General features: G+C 69.7%; 12 protein-coding genes and 1 tRNA gene. 9 read left to right on the top strand and 4 right to left on the bottom strand.

Going from position 1 to position 14,966, the window contains the following annotated elements:
* Nucleotides 1-447: 447 nt before the first annotated feature.
* The 3 genes from HMPREF0321_RS03035 to gabT form a co-directional block, all read right to left on the bottom strand.
* Entirely contained in the window at nt 448-1,833 is a 1,386-nt protein-coding gene (locus tag HMPREF0321_RS03035) for an NAD-dependent succinate-semialdehyde dehydrogenase (protein WP_040014345.1), read from the bottom strand.
* Between the two features lie 24 nt (nt 1,834-1,857).
* Nucleotides 1,858-3,312 (bottom strand): NAD-dependent succinate-semialdehyde dehydrogenase, encoded by a 1,455-nt coding sequence (locus HMPREF0321_RS03030; protein ID WP_006943997.1) that lies wholly within the window; start codon nt 3,310-3,312, stop codon nt 1,858-1,860.
* Between the two features lie 131 nt (nt 3,313-3,443).
* On the bottom strand, nt 3,444-4,781 hold the full coding sequence (gene gabT, locus HMPREF0321_RS03025) for a 4-aminobutyrate--2-oxoglutarate transaminase (RefSeq protein ID WP_006943994.1): 1,338 nt from the start codon (nt 4,779-4,781) through the stop codon (nt 3,444-3,446).
* Nucleotides 4,782-5,006: 225 nt separating this feature from the next.
* On the opposite strand from gabT, the gene HMPREF0321_RS03020 reads away from it, so the two are divergent.
* Nucleotides 5,007-5,882, top strand: a complete 876-nt coding sequence (locus HMPREF0321_RS03020) for a LysR family transcriptional regulator (RefSeq protein WP_006944005.1) — start codon at nt 5,007-5,009, stop codon at nt 5,880-5,882.
* Between the two features lie 15 nt (nt 5,883-5,897).
* Here the strand turns inward: HMPREF0321_RS03020 and HMPREF0321_RS03015 are convergent, their stop codons facing one another.
* Nucleotides 5,898-8,015: an acyltransferase family protein gene (locus HMPREF0321_RS03015; protein WP_217490512.1), complete on the bottom strand. Its 2,118-nt coding sequence runs from the start codon at nt 8,013-8,015 to the stop codon at nt 5,898-5,900.
* A gap of 52 nt (nt 8,016-8,067) precedes the next feature.
* Here HMPREF0321_RS03015 and HMPREF0321_RS16685 point away from each other — a divergent pair, with 52 nt between their 5' ends.
* The 8 genes from HMPREF0321_RS16685 (at nt 8,068) to kdpB (ending at nt 14,966) form a co-directional block, all read left to right on the top strand.
* A complete protein-coding gene (locus HMPREF0321_RS16685) occupies nt 8,068-8,307 on the top strand; it encodes a hypothetical protein (RefSeq protein WP_040014343.1) in 240 nt (79 codons plus the stop codon).
* 332 nt (nt 8,308-8,639) lie between these two features.
* Nucleotides 8,640-8,716 (top strand) — tRNA-Pro (locus tag HMPREF0321_RS03005).
* 187 nt (nt 8,717-8,903) lie between these two features.
* A complete protein-coding gene (locus HMPREF0321_RS03000) occupies nt 8,904-9,893 on the top strand; it encodes a cytochrome c oxidase assembly protein (protein WP_006944009.1) in 990 nt (329 codons plus the stop codon).
* Between the two features lie 669 nt (nt 9,894-10,562).
* Complete coding sequence (locus HMPREF0321_RS17330) at nt 10,563-10,940, top strand: alpha/beta hydrolase-fold protein (protein ID WP_006943979.1); 378 nt, start codon at nt 10,563-10,565, stop codon at nt 10,938-10,940.
* Nucleotides 10,901-11,107 carry a hypothetical protein gene (locus HMPREF0321_RS17325; protein ID WP_062256086.1) on the top strand — a complete coding sequence of 69 codons (207 nt, stop codon included), beginning with the start codon at nt 10,901-10,903 and terminating at the stop codon, nt 11,105-11,107. Before HMPREF0321_RS17330 ends, HMPREF0321_RS17325 begins: the two co-directional genes overlap by 40 nt.
* A 96-nt stretch (nt 11,108-11,203) precedes the next feature.
* A complete protein-coding gene (gene kdpF, locus HMPREF0321_RS02990) occupies nt 11,204-11,305 on the top strand; it encodes a K(+)-transporting ATPase subunit F (protein WP_197079011.1) in 102 nt (33 codons plus the stop codon).
* An 11-nt stretch (nt 11,306-11,316) separates the two neighbouring features.
* A complete protein-coding gene (gene kdpA, locus HMPREF0321_RS02985) occupies nt 11,317-12,954 on the top strand; it encodes a potassium-transporting ATPase subunit KdpA (RefSeq protein WP_006943959.1) in 1,638 nt (545 codons plus the stop codon).
* Nucleotides 12,951-14,966: a potassium-transporting ATPase subunit KdpB gene (gene kdpB / locus HMPREF0321_RS02980; RefSeq protein WP_006943930.1), complete on the top strand. Its 2,016-nt coding sequence runs from the start codon at nt 12,951-12,953 to the stop codon at nt 14,964-14,966. Before kdpA ends, kdpB begins: the two co-directional genes overlap by 4 nt.

Genomic DNA, 14,966 nt, shown 5'->3' with positions numbered 1-14,966 from the left:
GCCGCCGTCGCGGGCGCCGCCGTCGCGGGCGCCGCCATCGCGATGCTCGTCCCGCGACGTGTGCGCCCCGACGCCGAGGCCCAGCCGGCCGGCGTCGACCTCGCACCGGAGGGCGCCGTCGTCGCGGGCTGAACCCGTCGCTCACGGTGAGCTCGAACGTCGCCCGCGAAGGTGTCAGATCTGACGCGTTCGCGGGCGACGTTCGTCATGAATGGCTGACGTCGGATGCAGTACCCCGATGGCGCGACATGTCGCGTAAGTCGGGATGCTGTGACGCAAGAACGCCCCACTCGTGCGACGTGACGCACGAGTGGGGCGTTCTTAGGCCCAATGGTCAGGTGGACGTACTTCGTCAGCCCGCGATCACTTCGGCGGTCCGACGCGCGCCCGAAGGGGCCGGGGCACATCCTCGCTTCGCTGCGGTGCACCCCGCCCCTTCGAGCTTCGTCAGCCCGCGATGCGGATCATCCGCTTGTTGCAGAACTCGTCGAACCCGTACGTGCCGAGCTCGCGCCCGAAACCGGAACGCTTGACGCCACCGAACGGCAGCTCCGACGAAGAACCGGGGGCCTCGTTGATCGACACCATGCCCGACTCGAGCCGATCGGCCACGCGCAGCGCGGCGTCGACGTCAGACGAGTGCACCGACGCGCCGAGACCGAACAGCGTGTCGTTCGCGATGCGCACGGCCTCGTCCTCGTCGGCCGCCTTGTACATGACGGCGACGGGGCCGAAGATCTCCTCGCTCCACGCGCGCATCTGCGGCGTGACGCCGGCGAGCACCGTCGGCGTGACGTACGCGCCCGGACCGTCAGGACGCTTGCCACCGACGACCACCTCGGCGCCCGCGTCGACGGCGTCGTCGATCTGCGCCTGGATACCCTTCGCGGCGGCCTCCGTCACGAGCGGGCCGATGTTCGTCGACTCGTCGTGCGGGTCGCCCATCTTCAACCCGGCGACGGCCTCGGCGAACTTCGGCACGAACTTGTCGTACGTCTCGTCGCCGATGAGGATGAACCGCTTCGCCGCGTTGCACGCCTGACCCGAGTTCTCGAAGCGGCCGAGGATGCCGTCCTCGACAGCCTTGTCGATGTCGGCGTCCGGCAGCACGACGAACGGGTCGCTGCCGCCGAGCTCGAGCACGGCCTTCTTCAGGTTGCGCCCTGCACGCTCACCGACGGCCGAACCGGCGCGCTCCGAACCCGTCAGCGACACGCCCTGCACGCGCGGGTCGTCGATGAGCATCGCGATCTGCTCATTCGTCGCGTAGAGGTTCTGATAGACATCCTTCGGCACCCCGGCGGCGTGGTAGATCTCCTCGATCACCTTCGCCGAACGCGGGCACTGCGGCGCGTGCTTGAGCAGGATGACGTTGCCGAGCAGCAGGTTCGGCGCCGCGAAACGCGCGACCTGGTAATACGGGTAGTTCCACGGCATGACGCCGACGATGACGCCGACGGGCTCCTTGCGCATGTACGCGCGCCCGTCACGCTCGCCCAGGTCGAGCTCCTCGTCGGCAAGCACCTCCGGCGCGTGCCTCGCGTTGTACGCGTGGATGTCGCCCGAGAGCCACACCTCACCCGTCGCGTCGCCGTGGGGCTTGCCCATCTCGTCACCGATGATGCGCGCCAGTTCCTCCTGACGCGAGTCGTACTCGGCCGCGACGCGCTCGATGATCGCGATCTTCTCCTCGAGCGGCACCTTGCGCCAGCGCTCGCGGGCGGCGTAGGCGCGCTCGAGGGCGGCCATTACCTCATCGTCGGTCGCGGTGGGGAAGGTCTCCTCGACCTCACCCGTCGCCGGGTTCGTCACCGTGTAGATGGCTTCACTCATCACATGTCCCTTCGTCGCAGGCGCTCAGAGCGCCATGCCCACGTACTTGGTCTCGAGGTACTCGTCGATGCCCTGGAAGCCGCCCTCGCGGCCGAACCCGGAGGCCTTGACCCCGCCGAACGGCGCGGCCGGGTTCGAGATGACGCCGACGTTGACGCCGACCATGCCGTACTCGAGCTTCTCGGCGACCCGCAGCGCCCGCGAGTAGTCCTTCGAGAAGAAGTACGCGGCGAGGCCGTACTCCGTCGAGTTCGCGCGGGCGATGACGTCGTCCTCGTCGGTGAACGTCTGGATCGCGGCGACCGGGCCGAAGATCTCCTCGCGCACGATGTCGTCGTCACCGGGCACGTTCGTCAGGACGGTGGGGGCGACGAAGTTGCCCTCGCTCGGCACCTGCTCGTCGCCGCACACCTTCGTGGCGCCCGCGGCGACGGCACCGTCGATGAGTCGCTGGACGTTCTTCACGGCCTTGCCGGTGATGAGCGGGCCGACGGTGACGCCCTCGTCCATGCCGTTGCCGACCGTCATCGCCTTCATCTTCGCGGCGAACTTCTCGCCGAACTCCGCGGCGACCGACTCGTGCACATACAGACGGTTCGCGGCCGTGCAGGCCTCACCGATGTTGCGCATCTTCGCCGCCATCGCGCCCTCGACGGCCGCGTCGACGTCAGCGTCCTCGAAGACCATGAAGGGCGCGTTGCCACCGAGCTCCATCGACACGCGCAGCAACTGCTCGGCCGACTGCTCGACGAGCTTGCGGCCGACAGCCGTCGAGCCGGTGAACGTCAGCTTGCGAGCTCGCGGGTCGCGAATGAGCGGCTCCATGACGCCGCCCGAATCGCTCGTCGTGACGACGTTGACGACACCCTTCGGGACGCCGACCTCCTCGAGGAGCGCGACGAGGGCGAGCATCGTCAGCGGCGTCTCGGCGGCGGGCTTGATGACCATCGTGCAACCGGCCGCGAGCGCCGGACCGATCTTGCGCGTGCCCATGGCGAGCGGGAAGTTCCACGGCGTGATCATGAGGCACGGGCCGACGGGCTGCTTCATCGTCAGCAGTCGCGATCCGCCCGCGGGGGCGGGCAGGTACGTGCCGTTGATGCGCACGGCCTCCTCCGCGAACCAGCGGAAGTACTCGGCGCCATAGGCGACCTCTCCCTTGGCCTCGGCGAAGGGCTTGCCCATCTCGAGGGTCATGAGCGCCGCGAAGTCGTCGGTGCGCTCGATGAGCAGCTCGAACGCCTTGCGCAGCAGTTCGGAACGCTCACGCGGTGTGGTGGCCGCCCAGCTCGCCTGCGCGGCGTGCGCGGCGGCGAGGGCTGCGTCGCCGTCAGCGGGGGAGGCGTCGGCGACGCGCGCGAGGACCTCGCCGGTCGCGGGGTTCGTCACCTCGAGCGTCTTGCCGCCCTCCGCGTCGCGCCATGCGCCGTCGACGAACAGCTGCTTCGGCACGTCGTTGATCAGAGCCTTCGTGTCCATGTGTCTTTCCTATCCCAGATTCGTGGTGTACCGGCGAGTACGGCGGGTGCAGCTGTGGAAGCGGCTGTGCCGGATCGCCCGGGGCGGGGCGATCCGACACAGCCTGTGGATGGTCGTGCTCGCTCAGGCGCTCAGGCAGTCGCGGAGTCGAACGCTTCGGCGATGATGTCGAGGCCTTCGCGCAGCAGGCCGTCACCGATGACGAGCGGCGGCAGGAAGCGCAGGACGTTGCCGTACGTGCCGGCCGTCAGCGTGACGACGCCCTGAGCGTTCGCGGCGGCCGCGATCTTCTTCGTCAGGTCGGCGTCGGGCTCCTTCGTGCCGGCCTTGACGATCTCGACGGCCATCATGCCGCCGCGTCCGCGGATGTCGCCGACGACGTCGTGCGTGTCGGCGATCTGGCCGAGGCGCTCGCGGAAGATCGCCTCGATCTCCTTGGCGCGCGCGGGCAGGTTCTCCGACTCCATCGTCTCGATCGCGCCGAGGGCGCCCGCGCAGGCGACGGGGTTGCCGCCGTAGGTGCCGCCGAGGCCGCCTGCGTGGACGGCGTCCATGATCTCGGCGCGGCCCGTCACGGCCGCGAGCGGCAGGCCGCCCGCGATGCCCTTGGCGGTCGTGATGAGGTCGGGCACGACGCCTTCGGCGTCGCACGCGAACCAGTCGCCGGTGCGGCAGAAACCGCTCTGCACCTCGTCGGCGATGAAGACGATGCCGTTCTCGCGGCACCAGTCGGCGACCTTCTTCAACCAGCCGGCGGGCGGCACGATGAACCCGCCCTCACCCTGGATGGGCTCGATGATGACGGCCGCGACGTTCTGCTCGCCGATCTGCGCGTGCACAGCGCTCGTGAACGCCTCGAAGGCGTCGTCAGTGATCGTGTCGGCGTTGCCGACCCAGCGGTACGGGTACGCCATCGGCATGCGGTAGACGTCGCCCGCGAACGGCCCGAAGCCCTGCTTGTACGGCATGTTCTTCGCCGTGAGCGCCATCGTCAGGTTCGTGCGGCCGTGGTAGGCGTGGTCGAACGCGACGACGGCCTGACGGCCCGTGTGGACGCGCGCGATCTTGACGGCGTTCTCGACGGCCTCGGCGCCCGAGTTGAACAGCGCCGAACGCTTCTCGTGGTCACCGGGCGTCAGCTCGTTGAGCTTCTCGCAGACGGCCGTGTACTCCTCGTACGGCGTCACCATGAAGCAGGTGTGCGTGAAGTCGTCGAGCTGGTTCTTGGCCTTCTCGACGACCTTCGGCGCCGAGTTGCCGACGCTCGTCACGGCGATGCCGGAGCCGAAGTCGATGAGCTGGTTGCCGTCGACGTCGACGAGGATGCCGCCGCCCGCACGCTCGACGTAGACAGGCAGGCCGATGCCGACGCCCGCGGAGACCGCGCCCTTCGTCCGCTGGTGCAGTTCCTGGCTCTTCGGGCCGGGGATGGCGGTGACGAGCTTGCGCTCCTGAGGGACGGACGTCATGGCCGTGTCCTTTCGTCGTACGGGATCGAACCGAGGTGCGAGTGACCAGGGTCGATCAGTGTTCTCCCTCACTCTGAGGCTTGGCGCCTATGCTGTCCAATATCAATTTTCGATGATTGGTATGCATGTTGGGAATAGGCCGCTGATGGGCTCTGGCCAGCCGCCGAGGGCGGTGAAAGTGACCGTAGATCGCCGATGTGGACGTAGATCGCAGAAGGGGACGGTATGGAGTTGAGGGCGGTCGAGTGCTTCGTCGCCGTTGCCGACGCCGGGACGGTGACGGCCGGCGCGGCGCGACTCGGCGTGGGGCAACCCGCCGTCACGCGTCAGATCCAGCAGTTGGAGCGGCAGCTGCGCATCCGCCTGTTCGATCGTGAGGACGGGCGGCTGCGCCTCACCTCCGCCGGCATCGACGTGCTGCCCGTCGCGCGTCGACTGCTGCGCCAGGCCGACGCCGTGAGTGACGCGGCCCGCGGCGTCGCAGCCGGCCGTCTGCAGCGGGTTCGTCTCGTCAGCCCCGGCACGACCCGCGACGACGTCCTCGCCCCCTGGCTCGCGACGTGGTCCGCCGACGCGCCGCTGCCGAGCATCGCCGAAGCGTCCGTCGACGACGTCTACGACACGTTGCGTCGCGGAGCCGACCTCGCCGTGGCGCCGCTCGCACCACCCCCGGCGTTGGGCAGCCGCGTCGTCGCGCGCCTGCAGCTGTGGGCGTGCGTCGCGCCGACCCATCCGTGGGCGCAGCGCGATGCCGTCGACCTCGACGAGCTCGCGGGTGCTGACCTGCTTCTGCTCGAACGCAGCTTCTCGGCGCGCCGCGTGCTCGACGCAGCCCTCGACGCAGAGCAGCTCGGCGTCGAACCCCGCGCGGAGTTCGCCTCACCCGTCGTCGCCCAGGCCGTCGCAGCCAGCGGGCGCGGCGTCTGCGTCCTCACCGACGACCCCCGCTTCGGCCTCGTGCCCCTCACGATCCGCGACGCTGACGGCGACGCTCTCGGCATCCGCCTCCACGCCGCGTGGGATCGTCGCCATCACGCCGCTGACGCGCTCGAACGGCTCGCGCAGGATCTGGCGCGCTTCACGCGGCGGAGGTATGCCTGACGAGTCGCGTCGCGGTCAGCCCTTCGAAGCCTTTTGCACGAGGCTGATGTAGACGGGCATCGCTGCGAGGGTGGGGTGGACGCCGTCGATGAAGTACTCGGGGTGGTCCTTGGAGGCGCCGTACCAGTCGACGAGGTGCACCCACGGCCGGCCCTTCGCCGCCTCGCGGATCGCATGCAGCGCCTGCTTCTGGGTGCCCAGCGTGGTCTTCGGCACCACGAGCACGACGCGTTCGTCCTTCAACGCGTCGAGGGTCTTGGCGAGCATCTCCTGCGGTACGACACCGTTGTCGCCGGTGTGGATCAGTACGACGTCGCTCCTGATCGTCCCCGCCTTTGCAGCCGCCATGACCTGCTCGAGCACCGCGTTCGCCTGCTGGCTCTTCGCGGCGTGGTTGTCGACCGTGCGGTAGGCGTGCGGGAGCTGGTTGAGCGCGACGGACGCGGGGACGGAGTCGCCCCAGACACTGATGCTCATCTGCTTCGTGGCGCGGGTGTCGAGCCCGGCCGCGGGGGTGTTGCTCGACGACGACGGGCTCGCCGAGGTCGACGACGCCCCGGGGCGCCCCGGCGTCGGCGGGGCGGACGGCGCCGGGGTGGGCGTGGCGTCGATCCCGGGCGCGGGTGCCGTCGTCTCCGTCGACCCCTGACGGTGCGCGACGAGCTGTGTCGCCGTGACGACGAGCGCCGCCGCGAGTGCGAGACTCGCGACCATGGCGCCGACACGGCGGTCGACGACAGCGCCCCGCGCGCGACGCAGGCAGGCGCGCACCCCGGCGCGGCGTACGGGCATCTCGACGTAGCGGTAGCTCAGTTCGGCGAGCACGAACGTCGCGATGCTCAACCCGATCGCGGGCAGCAGCCACGACGACTCCATCGCGTCGGTGACGAACGGCAGCGTCACGAGCGGCCAGTGCCACAGGTACAGCCCGTACGAGCGGTCGCCGACGTAGCGCAGCGGGCGCCACGACAACGCGCGGGTGAGCGGGCCGTCATGGACGACGACCCACACGAGCGCCGCCACGACGAGTGAGAAGGCGAAGAAACCGCCCCAGCGGTAGAAACCCATCGAGAGGAAGTCGAGCTGCGTCATCACGACGATGACGGCGACGAGCGCGGCGACGCCGGCGGCCGTCATGCGGGTCGTCGCCGGGGCGAACGTGAGGCGCGAGCGGAACCCCCGCGCGTCGAGCAGCAGTGCGAGGGCGGCGCCGACGAGCAGGCCCATGACGTGTGTGTCCGTGCCGAAGTAGACGCGCGTGGGGTCGTCGGCCCAGCGGCCGCTCGAGGCGAAGGCGCCGACACTCATCGCGATGCTCGAGGTGAGCGCCCCGCCGATGGTCACGGCGAGCAGGACGTGACGCCGCGTTCGTGTGGCGCGAACAGCGAGGAGCACCCCCGCCACCACGAGCGGCCACAGCATGTAGAACTGCTCCTCGATCGCGAGCGACCACAGGTGTTCGAGGAACCACCACGAACCGAAGTCGCCGTACTGCCGTCCGCCGTACACGTACCACCAGTTCGACGTGTACGTCAGCGCCGCCGCCGAATCGCGCAGTTGCTGCGCGAGGCCGGACGGATGGAAACACGCCGTGACGAGCGTCGTCACGGCGAGCAGGAGCAGCGCGGCGGGCGCGAGGCGTCGTACGCGAGCGGCCCAGAACGCCTTCAGATCGATGCCGCGCAGCGGCCAGCGCGACCACAACTGGCTCGTGATGAGGTAGCCCGACAGGACGAAGAAGATGTCGACGCCCAGGAAACCGCCGCTGAACCCGGGCACCCGGAAGTGGAACGCCATGACGGCCAACACCGCGAGCGCGCGCACGCCGTCGAGGGCCGGCAGCCGGCCGCGCCGCGGAGTCGCGACGGTCGCTCGCGCGGCGTCGGAGGCTGGTTGCACGGCGTCGGAGGACGACGGGGCGCTCGTGTCGGCCGATGTGGTGGGGCCTGTGATGGCGTCAGTGCGAGCGGCGTCCGAGGACGGGGCGCTCGTGTCGGTCGACGTGGTGGGGTCTGTCGTGGCGTCCATCGCGTCGGTGACCACTGACGTCGCGTTGCTCGCCGCGGATTCGCGAGCCGGCGGGGCCAACCGTTCCGCGTGGTGGGGTGCCTGACGCGGGGGTTTCGCGAGCATGTCCGTGGGGCGTCTCCGAGGCCGAGAGCTCGCCTCGCGGGCCGCTCGGTTCGTGTGGTCGACCGACTTCCCGACGGTCGTGCGCGAGGCCGCCGGCGTCTCGACGATGTCCCTCGACGGCTCGACGCGCAACGTGTCCGCGTCGTTCTTGACGCGCGCGCTCGGGGACGCTTCCCGAGATGCGGGAGAGGACATTGCGGGAGCGTTCGCTGATCGCGGCGGGGACGTCAGCGGGTCGGCGCTGAACAGCCAGTCGGGCAGGTCATCGCTCGATGAGGGCACGCCGCCATGACCTGCGTTGCGGTCGCGACTGCCTGCCGCGCTCCCGCTCCGGCCTGCAGTCGCGGCGCCGTCGCGACGAGCCGTGCCGCGACCGCGAGGCGTGCGTGGCCCGTCGTGGTCCGTGCCCACGATTGTTCCCCCTGGCGTTCGTTCCTCCCTGACCTTTGATGGTATGACCTGGCCACCCCGATGGACGTGGCGACGCGCCCACGATGACGTAGCTCACGAACGGGCCGCTCGGGCGTCGGTGACGACGGTGCCGAGACGATTAGCGCCGACGCGCCGCGGCATGTAAGGTTTGTTGTCGCTGCCGATCGCATCGGTGGCGCATGACGAGAGTCGCGGGGTGTGGCGCAGCTTGGTAGCGCGCGTCGTTCGGGACGACGAGGTCGCAGGTTCAAATCCTGTCACCCCGACCAGCGTCAGCAAGGCCCTCATCGGTTCGCCGATGGGGGCCTTCGCCGTACCCGTCCGAATGCGGGCCCAGCCGTGTGCGTCGTGGCCGCAGTGCGCAGTTGCCCGATCCCGAGGAGACGCGAGCGCGCTCGAAACCGCCGCCGAGGCGAGTTCACCGCCCTCCCAGCCGACGCGCGCACAATGCCCGCTGTGAACGAACTGCATGCCTCGTCATGGCTGACCGACTGGCGACCGGGCTCATGGGGCACCCTCCTCGTCGCAGTCGTGACGATCGGCTACGTCGCCCCCTGGATCCGCGCACGCCGTCGCGGACGAGCTGACGTCTCGTGGCTCGCGTGGTTCCTGACGTTCGGAGCCGGCGCCCTCGCCTACACGCTGTGCGGGCCTGTCGAGGTGTGGTCGACGCGCCTCATGTGGGTGTTCGCGCTGCAGGTCGCGCTGCTCGTCGCCGTCATCCCGACCGGCTTCGCGCTCGCGCGCCCCGTCGACGTCATCGAGGGCGCGACGGGGTCGACGGCGCTGCGCCGAGTGCTCGGCGGGCACCTCGGACGGGCGCTCATGTACCCGTTCGTCAGCTCGATCCTCGCGATGGTGAGCGTCATCGTCGTCTTCTTCACGCCCTACGGGCAGGCCGCGCTCGACTCCACGCCGATGCGCATCGTGCTCACCGTGCACCTTCTCGTCGTCGGCGTCACCGTCGTGCTGCCCCTGCTCGCCGGCGATCTGCTGCCCGCGTGGGCCGGGCCCGGCGTGCGCGTCCTGCTCGCCTGCGTCGACGGCCTGTTCGACGCGATCCCCGGCATCCTCGTCATGACGCACCACGATCTGCTCATGCCGCACTTCCCCGGCTTCGCCGCGTCCGCCTCCACCTACCGCGGCGACATGTCCGCCTCGCTCGATCAGAAGTTCGCCGGGGGAGCGCTGCTCGCCGTCGCCGAGAGTGTCGGGCTGCCCCTGCTCGCAGCCGTCTTCATCGAATGGATGCGCGCCGATCGCGCGAGCGCCCTCCGCGCCGACGCCGAACTCGACGCCCAGTACGGCGACGGCCCCGGCAGGACGACGCCGTGGTGGATCACCGCGGCACCCGCCACGTCCGAGGGCAGCGCCGACGCGACCCTCACCGCCTCCGAGGGCGACGCCGACGCCGCGTCCGATCGGACGTCGACGCCCTCCACGTGACGCACACCACGATTCGGAGCGTTCTCCCAGCGGGGCTCACGGGCAATTCCCCAGATGAGTCCTCACCCTTCCTCCATGGGGTTGAACGGGACGTGGCTGCCGATCGTGCTCGGCTGCGCCGCGGCACTCGTTCTCGTCGTCATCGTCCGGGGAGGCTCGTGGGGGGCGCAAGCCGTGGATGCAGGCGCTGTCGCGCCTCGGCCTGACGGCACTGTTCACCACGCTCGCGCTCGTCGGTGCCCTGTCAACAACGAGTAGGCGTTCTACACGAGTTGGGGTGACCTGCTCGGCGACTCGCCTGCGGACACGCCGCGTCACTACGGCGCGCCCACGCCGGCGCCCGCCCTGGATCAGCAGGCCCCTCCGCGAGCGCCACCCCGACGGCGCCGACGACGCCGCACGCCCTGCCCGCGCTGCCGCAGCCGGGTCAGCGCCTGCAGAAGTGCGAGATCCCGGGCCCGAAGAACGCCGACGGGCGCCCCACCGCGTCGCGCAAGGTGTACGTCCAGCTGCCGGTGGGGTACGACCAACACTCCGCGACGCGTCACCTCGTCATCGTCGCGATGCACGGATTGCCGGGCAGCCCAGAGACGTACAGCAAGCTCGACCACCTCTACACGCGTCGACAGGGCTGTCAGCGACCGCCGCATCGCCGCGCCCATCGTCGTCGTGCCGCAACTCAACCGCACCCTCGACGACGACACGGAGTGCATCGACGACCCGCACGGCCTGCAGACCGAGACGTGGCTCGCCTCCACGCTGCCGACGTGGGTGAAACACACCTTCGCCGTCGCGCCCGGGCGCGGGTCGTGGGCGACGTGGGGGTACTCCCTCGGCGGATGGTGCGCCTCGATGCTGACGATGAAGCACCCCGCGACGTTCGGCGCCGCCGTCGCCTACCAGGGCTACTTCCGTCCGCAGTTCGACGGCCACCCGCCGTTTCCCCCAACTCGCCGCAGGCGCGCAGCTACGACCTCATCGCCCTGGAGAAAGCCAACCCGGTGCCCGTGTCGCTGTGGCTGTTCGCCTCCGACGCCGACAAGGTGAGCTACCCCTCCGTCAAGGAGTTCCTCACCGTGGTGAAGCGGCCCACCGACGTCACGGCGCGCATCGCGCAGGGCGGCGGCCACCGCCTGTCGGTGTGGACGCGCAAGATCCCGCGCTCGTTCGACTGGCTCGTCGAGGTGCAGCCCGGTTTCGCACCGCGCCCCTGAACGCCGGGGCAGCGACGCAGGGGAAGAGCCTGACGTAAAGAACGCGTCAAGACGCGACAAGGCGACCTCAAGACGAGCGGTGCGCCGCCGGGGCGGTTGCACGCTCGATCCATGATCGAAATCGTCATCGCGGGCATCATCGCCCTCGCACTGCTGGGGTACCTGCTGTACGCCCTCATCCGGCCCGAGAAGTTCTGAGGGCCGCGCACATGAACGTCACTCTTCAGGCGATCTGCATGATCGCCACCATCGCGCTGCTGCTGGCGTTCGTCCACGTGCCGCTCGGCACCTGGATGTACCGCTGCTTCACGGATGAGAATGACTGGGCGCCGGAGCGCCTCATCTACCGGGCCGTCGGCGTCGACCCGCGCGTCGAGCAGGGCTGGCGCACGTACGCCGTCGCCAGCGTCATGTTCGGCGTCGCGTCCGTCGTGCTGCTGTTCGCGCTCATCATGGCGCAGGGCGTCCTGCCCTGGGGCCTGGGGCGCAGCCAGGACTGGCACACGGCCTTCAACACGGCCGTGTCGTTCACGACGAACACGAACTGGCAGAGCTACGGCGGTGAGTCGGGCGCCGGGTACACCGTCCAGATGGCCGGCCTGAACGTGCAGAACTTCGTCTCCGCCGCGACGGGCATGGCCGTCGCCGTCGCCCTGTGCCGCGCGATCGCGCGCAGCAACGCCGCGACGATCGGCAACTTCTGGGTCGACCTCGTGCGCAGCTGCACCCGCATCCTGCTGCCCATCGCGTTCGTCGGCGCGCTCGTGCTCGTCGCGGGCGGCGTCATCCAGAACCTCAGCAGCCCGCACGACGTGACGACGCTCGTCGGCGGCAGCCAGACGATCCAGGGCGGCCCCGTCGCCTCCCAGGAGGTCATCAAGCTGCTCGGCACGAACGGTGGCGGTTTCTTCAACGCGAACTCGGCGCACCCGTTCGAGAACCCGAACGCGTGGACGAACCTGTTCGAGATCCTCCTCGTGCTCGCGATCCCCTTCTCGTTGCCGTGGATGTACGGCCTCATGGTCGGCGACCGCCGTCAGGGCGCGGTGTTCACGACGGCCATGGGCGCCCTGTTCACCCTGAGCGCCGGCCTCGGCATCTGGGCCGAGTCCAGCGGTGCGCTCGGCTCGATGGAAGGCAAGGAGCAACGCTTCGGCATCGTCGGATCGGTGCTGTTCGGCACCGCGACGACGGGCACCTCGACCGGTGGCGTCAACATGATGCACGACTCGATGAGCCCCCTCGGCGGCGGCCTCATGATGCTCAACATGATGCTCGGTGAGGTCTCGCCCGGCGGCGTCGGCACCGGCCTGTACAACATCATCATCTTCGCGCTGCTCACCGTCTTCATCGCCGGCCTCATGGTCGGACGCACGCCCGAACTGCTCGGCAAGGCCATCGGCCGACGCGAGATCACGTACTCGGCGCTCGCCGTCGTCGTCATGCCCGCGCTCGTGCTGATGTTCACCGCCGCCGGTGTCGTGCTGCCGGTCGCGAAGGACGCCCTGCTCAACCACGGCCCGCACGGCCTGAGCGAGATGATGTACGCCTACACGTCGGCGTCGAACAACAACGGTTCCGCCTTCGCGGGCCTGGCGGCCGACCAGCCGTACCTCAACCTCACGCTCGCGGCGTGCATGTTCCTCGGACGCTTCCTGCCCATCGTGCTCGTGCTCGCCGTCGCCGGCGCGCTCGTCTCGCAGCAGCGGCGCCCCGCCACGGCCGGCACGATGCCGACCCGCGGGCCCGTCTTCACCAGTCTGCTCGTCGGCATCATCGTCATCGTCGCCGGGCTGACCTTCTTCCCCTCACTCGCTCTCGGCCCGATCGCGGAGGCCCTCTCGTGAACGCATCACTCGCCCTTACGGCCCTCGAATCGGCGCCGGACGCCCTGCGCAAGCTCGACCCGCGCCACCTCGTGCGCACCCCCGTCATCTTCGTCGTCTGGGTGGGCTCGGTGCTCACGACGGTGCTGTCGATCATCCACCCGTCGGTGTTCTCGATCTCCGTCACGATCTGGTTGTGGCTGACGATCCTGTTCGCCAACCTCGCCGAGGCCATCGCTGAAGGGCGCGGCAAGGCGCAGGCCGACACCCTGCGTCAGACCCGCGTCGACTCCATCGCCCGCCGCCTCATGCCGCACGGCGGCGAGGAGCGCGTGCCCGGCACCGAACTGCGCGTCGGCGACCGCGTCGTCGTCGAGGCCGGCGAGGTCATCCCCGGTGACGGCGACGTCGTCGACGGTGTCGCGACGGTCGACGAGTCGGCCATCACCGGTGAGTCGGCGCCCGTCATCCGCGAATCGGGTGGCGATCGCTGCGCCGTCACCGGCGGTACGACGGTGCTGTCGGACCGCATCGTCGTCGAGATCACGAGCAAGCCCGGTGAGACGTTCATCGACCGCATGATCGCGCTCGTCGAGGGCGCCGAACGGCAGAAGACGCCGAACGAGATCGCCCTCGGCATCCTGCTGACGACGCTGACAATCATCTTCGTCCTCGCCGTCATGGCGATCTGGCCGATGGCGAGCTACTCGGGCCACGACATGTCGCTCGTCGTCCTCGTCGCGCTGCTCGTCTGCCTCATCCCGACGACGATCGGTGCGCTGCTGTCCGCCATCGGCATCGCCGGCATGGATCGCCTCGTGCAGCACAACGTGCTCGCGATGTCGGGGCGCGCCGTCGAGGCCGCAGGTGACGTCTCGACGCTGCTGCTCGACAAGACCGGCACGATCACCTACGGCAACCGCCGCGCCGGTGACGTCGTCCCCGTCGAGGGTGTCTCGCGCGCGGATCTCGTCCGCGCCGCTTGCCTGTCGTCGCTCGCCGACGAGACGCCCGAAGGCCGGTCGATCGTCGAATACGCTGCGGCAGAAGGGTTCACGGCGACCGAGATCGCGGACGTCGTCACCGTTCCGTTCACCGCGCAGACCCGCATGTCCGGTATCGACCTGCCCGACGGCAGCGCCATCCGCAAGGGCGCCGGCTCGGCCGTCGCCGCGTGGGTGCACGAGCTGGGCGGCCACATGGCGCACGACATCGACGCTCGTGTCGAGGCGATCAGCCAGGCCGGCGGCACGCCACTCGTCGTCGCCGAGCGTGACGCCGACGGCACCGCCCGGATGCTCGGCGTCATCCACCTCAAGGACGTCGTCAAGCCCGGCATGGCCGAGCGTTTCGCGCAGATGCGCGAGATGGGCATCCGCACCGTCATGATCACGGGCGACAACCCGCTGACGGCCGCCGCGATCGCGAAGGAGGCGGGGGTCGACGACTTCCTCGCCGAGGCGACGCCCGAGGACAAGATGCGCCTCATCAAGGCCGAGCAGGAAGGCGGACGTCTCGTCGCGATGACCGGTGACGGCACGAACGACGCGCCCGCCCTCGCGCAGGCCGACGTCGGCGTGGCGATGAACACAGGCACGTCGGCGGCGAAGGAGGCCGGCAACATGGTCGACCTCGACTCCAACCCGACGAAGCTCATCGACGTCGTCGCCATCGGCAAGCAGCTGCTCATCACCCGCGGAGCGCTGACGACGTTCTCGATCGCCAACGACGTCGCGAAGTACTTCGCGATCATCCCCGCGATGTTCGTCGTCATCTTCCCGGGCCTGAGCAAGCTCAACATGATGCATCTGCACAGCCCCGAGTCGGCGATGCTGTCGGCGGTCATCTTCAACGCCCTCGTCATCGTCGCGCTCATCCCGCTCTCGCTCAAGGGCGTGGCGTACCGCTCGCTCGGTGCCGCCGCGATGCTGCGCCGCAACCTGCTCGTCTACGGCGTCGGCGGCGTCATCGCGCCCTTCGTGGGCATCAAGCTCATCGACCTCGTCCTGTCCGTCACCCCGGGAGTGAAGTGA

Origin of the sequence: Dermacoccus sp. Ellin185 (assembly GCF_000152185.1) — a bacterium.
Taxonomy (GTDB): Bacteria; Actinomycetota; Actinomycetes; order Actinomycetales; family Dermatophilaceae; genus Dermacoccus; species Dermacoccus nishinomiyaensis.
This window is presented reverse-complemented; position numbering and strand designations above follow the sequence as displayed.